We start from the raw sequence: 9209 nt of genomic DNA, 5'->3' as shown, positions 1-9209 counted from the left end.
GGGTAGTGGCGTACGTACGCCACTACCCGCCGCAGCGCGGCCCGGCGGCTCCTCAGCCGTCCGAGCCCTTCCCGTCCGTCGTCTCCGTCGCCTTCGCGTCACCCGGCTTCGCGGGCGCGGGCACCCGTAGCGAGGCCGCGGTCAGCTCCGAACCGTCGCCGTCGCCCTCCCCGTTGATCCGGGCCAGCAGCACATCGCGCTCGGCGGACTCCTCCGGCTTCAGGAAACCGATCGCGATGTAGAGCACCAGCGAGACCGCGAGCGGGATCGAGACCTGGTACTGGAGGGGCACACCGCCCTCGACGCTCCAGTTGATGGGGTAGTTGACCAGCCAGAAGGCCAGCAGCCCCAGCGCCCAGCTGACCAGCGCCGCGGTCGGCCCCGACCTGCGGAACGGCTTGAGCAGACCGAGCATGAACGGGATCGCGATCGGGCCCATCAGCCCGGCCACCCACTTGATCACGACCGTGATGATGTCCTTGAACGTCGGCGAGTTGACCTGCGTGGCGATCGCCATCGACAGCGCCAGGAACGCGATCGTCGACAGCCGCGCCGCCATCAGCCCCGCCCGCTCCGACCAGTCGCGCGCCGCCTTCGAGACGACGGGCGCGATGTCCCGCGTGAAGACCGCCGCGATCGCGTTGGCGTCCGAGGAGCACATGGCCATGGTGTGCGAGAAGAATCCGACGATGACCAGGCCCAGCAGACCGTGCGGCAGCAGCTGTTCGGTCATCAGGGCGTACGAGTCGGACGCGTCCGGCTTCTGCGCCTCCACCAGCAGCGGCGCGCACCACATCGGGAAGAAGAGGACCAGCGGCCAGACGAGCCAGAGGATGGCGGAGAGCCTGGCCGAGCGGGTCGCCTCACGGGCGTTGGCCGTCGCCATGTAGCGCTGGGCCTGGTTCCACATGCCGCCGTTGTACTCGAACATCTTGATGAAGAGGAAGGCCAGCAGGAACGTCACGGTGTACGGCCCGGCGGTCGGGTCGGCGTGCCCCTCGGGGAGCTTGTCCCAGACCGTCCACAGCGCGCTGAAGCCGCCGAGCTTGCCCATGACGGCGACGAGCATCGCGATCCCGGCGAAGAGCTGGATGATGAACTGCCCCAGCTCCGTGAGCGCGTCGGCCCACAGACCGCCGATGGTGCAGTAGATGCCGGTGATGACACCGGTGACGAGGATGCCCTGGTTGAGCGAGATCCCGGTGAAGATGGAGAGCAGGGTGGCGATGGCCGCCCACTTGGCGCCCACGTCCACGATCTTCAGCAGCAGCCCCGACCAGGCGAGCGCCTGCTGGGTCTTCAGGTCGTAGCGGTTCTTGAGGTATTCGAGCGGCGACGCGACATGGAGCCGGGAGCGCAGCCGGTTGAGCCGGGGCGCGAAGAGCTTGGCGCCGATCCCGATGCCGATGGCGATCGGGAGGGACCAGGTCACGAACGAGGTGACCCCGTAGATATAGGCGATGCCCGCGTATCCCGTGAACATCACCGCGCTGTAACCGGACATGTGGTGCGAGATACCGGAAAGCCACCAGGGCATCTTGCCGCCGGCGGTGAAGAAGTCGCTGACGTTGTCCACGCGCTTGTGCGACCAGAGGCCGATCGCGACCATCACACCGAAGTATGCGATGAGCACGATCCAGTCGAGGCTGTTCATGTGCCCCCTCCAGGGGTCCGCCTTATGAACGTCGAGTGCTCTTCGTCGGTTCGTCCGGTCACCGGCTCCCCGTGCGGGAGCGGGGACTTCGGGGATTGAACCGCTTGGCGCGGCGGCTGGTCAAGGGTTCCGCCGGTCATAAATGTGAACTCAAGTCAGAACGCCGAACGATTTTACTTGTTCTTGACCCGTTGGGGCGTTGTCGTGAACGTGACGGCGCCCACACGATGAGCGAGCACTTCGTCAGGCTTCGGCCACAACGAAATGACCGCACGGGATGCGGGTCCCATGCGGCCGGGAAAGGGCGTGGAAGAACGGAAGAAGGAAGCGGGAAGACGAAGGGGCGGGCATGGCCGAGCCCCCTCGGCCAGGACGGCGGACCGGTCGAGAGGGCTCTATCCGTGGTGCGGGTGCAGGGCGCCCAATGACCTCAGCCGAGGTCGAAAGCGCCCTTGTTCATTTCCTGCACGAAGGCATTCCATGAGGTGGGGACGAAGGAGATCGAGGGCCCTTCAGGGTCCTTCGAATCCCGGACGGCAATGGCCTGGACAACGGGGGACTTGACCTCTACGCACGCGCCGTTTCCGCCGGAGTACGAGGACTTGATCCACGTGTCCGTAGCGCCCTGAAGAATTGCCATGTTCGCTCCGGTTTCAGCAATGGGGGTGAAATAGCACCAACGTCCTGCTGGCATGATCGACGCTACTAGCCCCACTCCATGGGCGGGACGGGCGTTCACTCGTCCTGATGGCTTATCCCCTGGAGGTCTTCCGCATCCGGCTAGCGGAGGTGTACCTTCCCCTCGCTCCGGGCGGGAAGATCGGCGTACTCGACATTTCGCGCAAATGCCCTGGCGGCAGGTTCCGTCGGAGCCGCTGACCGGCCGCTGACCGGCCGCCGGCGGTCATCATCCGGGCCCGGCAGCCGGTATACGGTTCTACGGTTCGAAGACTCGCTAGCGGGCGTATTCCTTGGCGATATCCGCGATGAACTGCCGGGTCTGATCGGCGTTCAGCGCCTGTGCGCGCAAGTGCTCGTACATCACGCTATAGCGCTGCACATCATTCGCCTTCTCCAGATAAAGGTCGCTCGTCACGCCCTCGATGTAGACCACGCTGGAGTCCGAGGCGTCCGGGAATTCGAGAATCGCGTAATGCCCGGTGATCCCGGGATGCGCGCCCATGTCGAAGGGCAGCACCTGCACGGTCACATGCGGGAGCTGTGACTGCTCGACGAGGTGTTCCAACTGCTCGCGCATCAGCTGCCGGTCGCCGACGCGACGGCGCAGCGCCGCCTCGTCCACCACCGCCCACAGCCGCAGCGGGTCGTCGGGCGTGTTGATGCGGTCCTGCCGCCGCAGCCGGACCCCGACGCGCTTCTCGACGTCGAGCGCCGGGGACTCGGGCAGCGCGCCGTTGATGAGCGCTTCCGCGTACGGCCGGGTCTGGAGCAGCCCGGGGACGACCTGGGGCTCGTACACGCGCAGGGACGCCGCGTCCGTCTCCAGACCGATGTACACGCTGTACGGGATGTCGCCGAAGGCGTGCCACCAGCCCTGCTGGCGGGAGTCCTTGGCCATTTGCATCAGCGAGTCCACGATGCGCTGGTCCTCGACCTCGTACACCCCGCAGAGGTCACGGACATCGCGCTGGCTGATGGAACGGCGGCCGTTCTCCAGGCGGCTGATCTTCGACTGGGAGACCAGCAGGCGCTCCGCCACCTCCTCGGCCGTCATGCCCTTCAGCTCGCGGAGCCGGCGCAGCTCCTGGCCCAATCGGCGTCGCCTGACGGTGGGATTGACGTTGGACGCCACGGAAACTGCACCTCCGGCTGCGTAGCTGTACGTATCTACCGCTCAGCAGACTGCCACCAAATGCCGTGACTGCGCTGGAAAATGGCCACAGAGGCGAATGGGCCGGTCCGCGCGGTTCCCCGCGCGCCGGTGCGAGCGCCCCCGCGCCGGAACGGACCCCGATCCACCCGATCCACCCCTGAACCCGCCCTGATTCCCCACAGGCCGTCAGAGGCGCGCCCCAGGGCCGTCAGAGGGCCATCAGGGAGCTGTCAGGGAGCCGTCAGAAGGCCGTCAGGGGACCGATACGCGACGCGCGGGGCAGTCAGACTGATGTCGTCTGGCTGCCCCGCGCGTTTTGTGCGGCTCCCGGACCGGCTTTGGGGACGTCGGTGCGGCGGACTGCTGTGTGGCGGTTCCTGCGGTTCCTGCGGGTGTTGAGGGTGTCGCGGATGTGCGGGTCGTTCAGTGCGCCGGGACGCGAGCCATGCCGCCGTGGTGCGGCTGCATGGGTACGGCCCCTGGAGTCCGTCCGCCACCCGGGGCGCTGGGGGCGCCCTGGGCGGGATTACGGCGTGGCTGTGCGCCCACACCGTTCTGGACGTCCATCACGGCGTGTGCCACGAGACCGCCCATCGGGTCATGTCTGATCAGGTCCCGGAGGCGGGAGCGCGACGAGCGCCCCTCGTTCCCTGGGTAGAGGTGCTTGCCGAGTCCGACCGCGTGGGCCAGCGCGGCGAGCGCCGCGGTCCGCGGGTCCGGTGGTACGCCGGTGCGGATCGCACTGTCCAGCCGGGACCTGATCTCCCGGCTGATCGCCGTCTCCGTCGCCTGGTAGCGAGTCGTCGGCAGCACTCCGCACATCTGGCCCGCGACGGCATGCACCATGCCGCACCGCTCCAGATGCGAGAGATAGGTCTGGCGCAGCCCCAGGCGGGGCCCGCCGATCCAATGGACGGCCCGGACCGGGCTGCCGCGTCTGCGCAGCAACTCCAGTGCGGAGTCCAGAGTCGGATCTCCGGTCGGCCGTGGCATCACCACGGCGATACGATCCCCGTCAGGGGCTATCCGTCCTGCCAGAGCCAGCTCCACTAGCTGTGCTCCGGCCAGGCCGAGGTCGAGCGACTGCGGCTGCGCTGTGGTACCCGTGGCCGGGTCCAGAGCGAGCAACAGAAGCTCCTCCGGAATTGTTCTGCGGCTCCTGCCCATCCATGCCTCCCCGCGTGGATGAATGACAGAGTGACCCCTCTCACATTGGTCTGTCGAGGGTGCCTGGGTGCTTTGTGCGGGAACCGTTATGTATGTCGTTCTCGTCTAGCACGTTGGCCGAGGCCTCAGAGCAGGACACTGATAGATGCTTCGGACAGTTCGGTACGTCGGATGAGACATGAAGGAGACACGGTGGCGGGCGAGTCCCCCGGCAAGTCGGATCAGCGGAAGTCATCGGGGGAGACGGTCACGGGGGAGCGGGACCCGCGGCTCGCCGTCTTCCGTGAACCGGCGACAGGGACGGCCGACGGGGCGGGGCGGGCGGAGCGGGACTCCGGCTCGGCGGTGTCGACGAAGGTCGCGATCGCAAATCGTACGGAGGAGTCCGAGGAGACCGAGGACGCGCGCGCGTCGGACGGTGGACGCGTAACTCCGGCCCCTGAGCCGCCGAAGGCTGAGCCCGCGAAGGCGGAGGAACCGGCGAAGGCGGAGGACGCGGAGGACGCCGAGGAGTCCGCGGAGCCCGTATCCGCCGATACGGACACGGGTGTCGACGCGGCGAAGGCCGACAGCGCCGACAAGGCCGACAAGGGTGACGAGAACGGCAAGGGCGACGATTCGGGCAAGGGTGGCAAGGTCCCCTCCTGGGCCACGGCCGCCAAGGAGGACACCAAGAAGGCGCCCGAGGCCGAGTCCAAGGACGACGCCGCCCCGGCCGACACCGACGCACCCTCCGCGGACTCCACGCCCGTCGACCGGCCCACCGCCGTCTTCAAGACGCTTCCCCGGCCCGCCGTCGATCAGGTCACCACCACGCTCACGGTGCGCGAGAGGCGCGAGGAAAAGGCCGCGGAAAAGGCCGAGGAGAAGGCCAAGCCCGAAGAGAAGCCCAAAGAGAAGCCGGACGAGAAGCCCGACGAGAGGCCCGAGTCGGCGTCGGAGCGGACCAGTACGTTCGTTCCGCTGCGCCGGGACGACAAGCCGCCCGCCCCCGCGTCTCCGCCCCGGCCGGCGTACCCGTCCCCGTCGCCGTCCCCGTCCGTGACGTCCCCGCCCGCGCCCACCCCGCTCCCCGAGGCGGCCGAGCGGACCCGGCAGCAGCCGATGCCGCCCATGCCGCCGCTCGATCTGCTGGCCGAGCTGACGAACAAGCCGGCCCCGCCCGAGACTCCGGTCCGTACGGCCGTCCGGCGGGTCAAGATCTACACGCCTCTCGTCCTGCTCGCCCTCGTCATCCTCGCGGTCGTACAGGCCGTACGGCCGCTCCCGGCGCCCACGCTCGCGCTCTCCGCCGACCCCACGTTCACCTTCGAGGGCGGCAAGCTCGACATGCCGTGGCCCGCCGAGGGCCAGGGCGCCGTCGAGGTCGAGGGCGTCGGCACGATAGGCACGTACGGGCAGCAGAAGCCGGCGCCGATCGCGAGTGTCGCGAAGGTGATGACCGCGTACGTGATCCTCAAGGACCACCCGATCACGGGCGAGCAGGTGGGCCCGAAGATCGAGGTCGACAAGAAGGCGGGCGAGGAGGCCAACCGTCCCGACGAGTCGACGGCGCCCATAAGGGAAGGGCAGGAGTTCACCCAGAAGCAGATGCTCCAGCTGCTGATGATCCCCTCGGGGAACAACGCGGCCCGGCTGCTGGCCCGTTGGGACGCGAAGTCGGAGTCGGCGTTCGTCGAGAAGATGAACGCCGCCGCCAAGGACCTGGGCATGACGAACACGACGTACACGGACCCGAGCGGTCTGGAGTCCTCCACCGTGTCCACCGCCACCGACCAGCTGAAGCTGGGCAAGGCGGTCATGCAGAACGATGTCTTCCGCGAGATCGTGAATCTGCCCCAGGTCGAGATCCCGGGCATCGACAACCTGATCATCAACAACAACTCGATCCTGCTTGAGCCCGGCGTGAGCGGGATCAAGACCGGCTCGTCGACCCCGGCCGGCGGCAATCTGCTGTGGTCCGCCAACACGATCATCGACGGCCAGAACCGCCGGATCATCGGCATGGTGATGGGTGCCCAGGACGCCGTGAAGCTCTGGGACAAGCTGGAGCTGGCGATCCAGAACAGCCTCAAGCTGATCAAGAGCGCCCAGGACGGTGTCACCTCCGCCACGGTGGTCAAGAAGGGCGACGTCGTCGGGTACGTGGACGACGGCCTCGGCGGCCGGACCCCCGTGGTCTCCACCAAGGACCTGAAGGCGGTCGGCTGGGCCGGTCTCCAGGTGAAGCTCGACATCACCGAGGGCAAGGAGACGGTGCCGCACTCCGCCGCCTCCGGCACCGTCGTCGGGGAGATCACCGTCGGCACCGGGTCCGGCCAGGTCACCGCGCCGGTGGCGCTCCAGGAGAAGCTGGCGGAACCGGGCTTCGGCGCGAAGCTCACCCGGGTCGGCTGACCCGTCCGACCGCGTCCGACGGCCCCTCCGGGGCCCGGCGGCCGGGGAAGGCGCCGGAAATGGCGTCCTCCCCGGCCGCCGTCACGTGCTAGCGTCCCGAAACGGACATCCGCATGAGGCACCCGCTCGGCCGGCCGCCCGGGCAACCGCCGGACGCGGTGACGGCGTCTTGCCGGATGTCGGGGGTGGCACACCGGGTGGGACAACGGTGAGACGGAAAGACGTGGAGAGCCGCAGTGACCACCACTGAGCCGACGCACGCCGACGGCGTCACCCCGCCGGGCGGCGTCACCTCACCTGCCGAGCGGGATACCACCCGGTCGGCCCGGTCCACCCGCCCGGCCGGGCCACGAATACGACTGCCCGCGCCGCGCGACGGCGAGCCGCCCGAGGGCCCCCGGGGGCGCCTGCGGGGGTGGGTGGCCCGTCATCCCGTCCTTCTCACCGCCGCCGTCGCCGCCGTCGTGCACGTGGTGTGGTTCCTCTTCTTCGCCAACAGCGGCGGCGACATCGCCGCACAGGACGCCTGGGCCGAGTTCGTCGGTCAGCACCCGGACTCCGCGTACAACCTCGCCTGGTACGGCGGGATGCACCCGGTCTCCTACAGCGTGGTCTCGCCGTATCTGATGTCCGTTCTCGGCGTCCGGACGACGATGATGATCGTCGGGACCGTCTCCGCGGCCCTCACCTCACTGATCCTGGTCCGGGTACCGGCCGTCCGTAATCCGGTGGCGTGCTCGCTCGCCGGGGTCTTCGCGTTCCTCTGCAACGCGCTGTCGGGGCGGGTGACCTTCGGCCTCGGCATGATGTTCGCGCTCGGCGCCGTCGCGGCGGTGTTCTGCTGGCCGTACCGCTGGCGGACGAAGCGCTGGGCCAAGGCGGTCGCCGCCGCCCCGCTCGCCGGTCTCGCGACCGCGGCGAGCCCGGTGGCCGGGCTGTTCCTCGGGGTCGTCGCGGCGGCGCTGTTCCTCAACAAGCGGCGCCCCGGCGCGTACGCGCTCGGTCTCGCGCCGGCCGCCGTGGTGGCGCTCTCCTCCTGGCTGTTCCCGTTCTCCGGGACGCAGCCGATGTCGGTGGGGACGGCCTCGCTGCCCTTCCTCTTCGCGGCGCTCGTGTTCGTGCTCGTCCCCGGCCAGTGGCGTACGGTCCGGGCCGCCGCGGCGGTCTACGGCGTCGGGGTGCTGCTGACCTATGTGATCGATTCGCAGATCGGGTCCAACGTGTCCCGGTTCGCGATGGTCATAGCGGGCGTGGTGCTGCTCGCCGCGCTGCCGTACACGGCCCCTCGCTCCCGCCGCTGGTACGCGCTGGTGATCGCCTTCGCCGGGCTCAACTTCTGGATAGGTTTCAAGGGCGTCGACGACATCGTGCGTACGGCGCCCACCGCGTCCTGGACGCGCGCGCTGGCGCCGCTGGTCAACCAGTTGCAGCGGACCGGTGCGGAAAAGGGCCGGGTCGAGGTCGTACCGGCCAGCAGCCACCGCGAGGCCTCCGCGCTCGCCCCGTACGTCAATCTCGCCCGCGGCTGGAACCGCCAGGCGGACATGGAGCGCAACCCGCTCTTCTACGACGACACCCTGACCGCCGAGAGCTACCGCGGCTGGCTGGACCGCTGGGCCGTGCACTACGTGGTGCTCCCCAAGGGCAAGCCCGACTCCGGCGCGGGCCTTGAGGCCAAGCTCGTCCAGAAGGGGCTGCCCTATCTGGAGCATGTCTGGGGCGACTCCAACTGGCAGCTCTACGCCGTCGAGGACCCGATGCCGCTGGCCGATCCGCCGGCGACGGTGGACCGGGCGGGCGCGGGCGAGCTGACGATCCATGTGAAGTCGGCGGGCCGGGTGCTGATCCGGATCCCGTACTCCCCGTGGCTCGGACTCGTAGACGAGGAGGGCAAGAGCGTGCCGCCCCCGCAGGAGACCGCGGCGTCCAAGGCCGACAAGGGGGACGGGCCCAAGGTCTACACGAACACCAACGGCTGTCTGCTGAAGGCCGAGACGAACGTGGAGGGCGACGAGTGGACGGAGCTGCTGGCGCCGCGCCCCGGCGTCTACCGGCTGGCCGCGCCGTACCAGCTGCCGCGCGGCACGGGCTGCCCGGAGGAGCTGCGCTGAGGCGACAGCGGGGGGCGGGGGCGTAACCGTACGTACGGTTACGCCC

Annotated in this window: 6 protein-coding genes; 2 read left to right on the top strand and 4 right to left on the bottom strand. The window is 69.0% G+C overall.

The genetic code is table 11. The features are described from left to right. Window positions 1-52: 52 nt before the first annotated feature. The 4 genes from ACFRMN_RS38355 to ACFRMN_RS38340 all read right to left on the bottom strand — a co-directional run bounded on the left by ACFRMN_RS38355 (window position 53) and on the right by ACFRMN_RS38340 (window position 4655). On the bottom strand, window positions 53-1654 hold the full coding sequence (locus ACFRMN_RS38355) for a sodium:solute symporter family protein (protein WP_383029097.1): 1602 nt from the start codon (window positions 1652-1654) through the stop codon (window positions 53-55). A 430-nt stretch (window positions 1655-2084) separates the two neighbouring features. Next, on the bottom strand, window positions 2085-2294 hold the full coding sequence (locus tag ACFRMN_RS38350) for a DUF397 domain-containing protein (protein WP_249952061.1): 210 nt from the start codon (window positions 2292-2294) through the stop codon (window positions 2085-2087). A gap of 315 nt (window positions 2295-2609) precedes the next feature. After that, window positions 2610-3467 (bottom strand): helix-turn-helix domain-containing protein, encoded by an 858-nt coding sequence (locus tag ACFRMN_RS38345; RefSeq protein ID WP_383029095.1) that lies wholly within the window; start codon window positions 3465-3467, stop codon window positions 2610-2612. Window positions 3468-3911: 444 nt separating this feature from the next. Beyond that, on the bottom strand, window positions 3912-4655 hold the full coding sequence (locus tag ACFRMN_RS38340) for a GPP34 family phosphoprotein (RefSeq protein ID WP_365753142.1): 744 nt from the start codon (window positions 4653-4655) through the stop codon (window positions 3912-3914). A gap of 171 nt (window positions 4656-4826) precedes the next feature. Here ACFRMN_RS38340 and ACFRMN_RS38335 point away from each other — a divergent pair, with 171 nt between their 5' ends. Further along, a complete protein-coding gene (locus ACFRMN_RS38335; protein ID WP_383029092.1) occupies window positions 4827-7052 on the top strand; it encodes a D-alanyl-D-alanine carboxypeptidase family protein in 2226 nt (741 codons plus the stop codon). A gap of 236 nt (window positions 7053-7288) precedes the next feature. Next, window positions 7289-9163: an MFS transporter gene (locus ACFRMN_RS38330; protein WP_383029090.1), complete on the top strand. Its 1875-nt coding sequence runs from the start codon at window positions 7289-7291 to the stop codon at window positions 9161-9163. The last annotated feature ends 46 nt before the right edge of the window (window positions 9164-9209 follow it).

The sequence above is a fragment of the Streptomyces sp. NPDC056835 genome, assembly GCF_042789485.1.
GTDB lineage: Bacteria > Actinomycetota > Actinomycetes > Streptomycetales > Streptomycetaceae > Streptomyces.
Note: the sequence above shows the minus strand (reverse complement) of the source record. Positions and strands in the feature narration are given on the sequence as shown.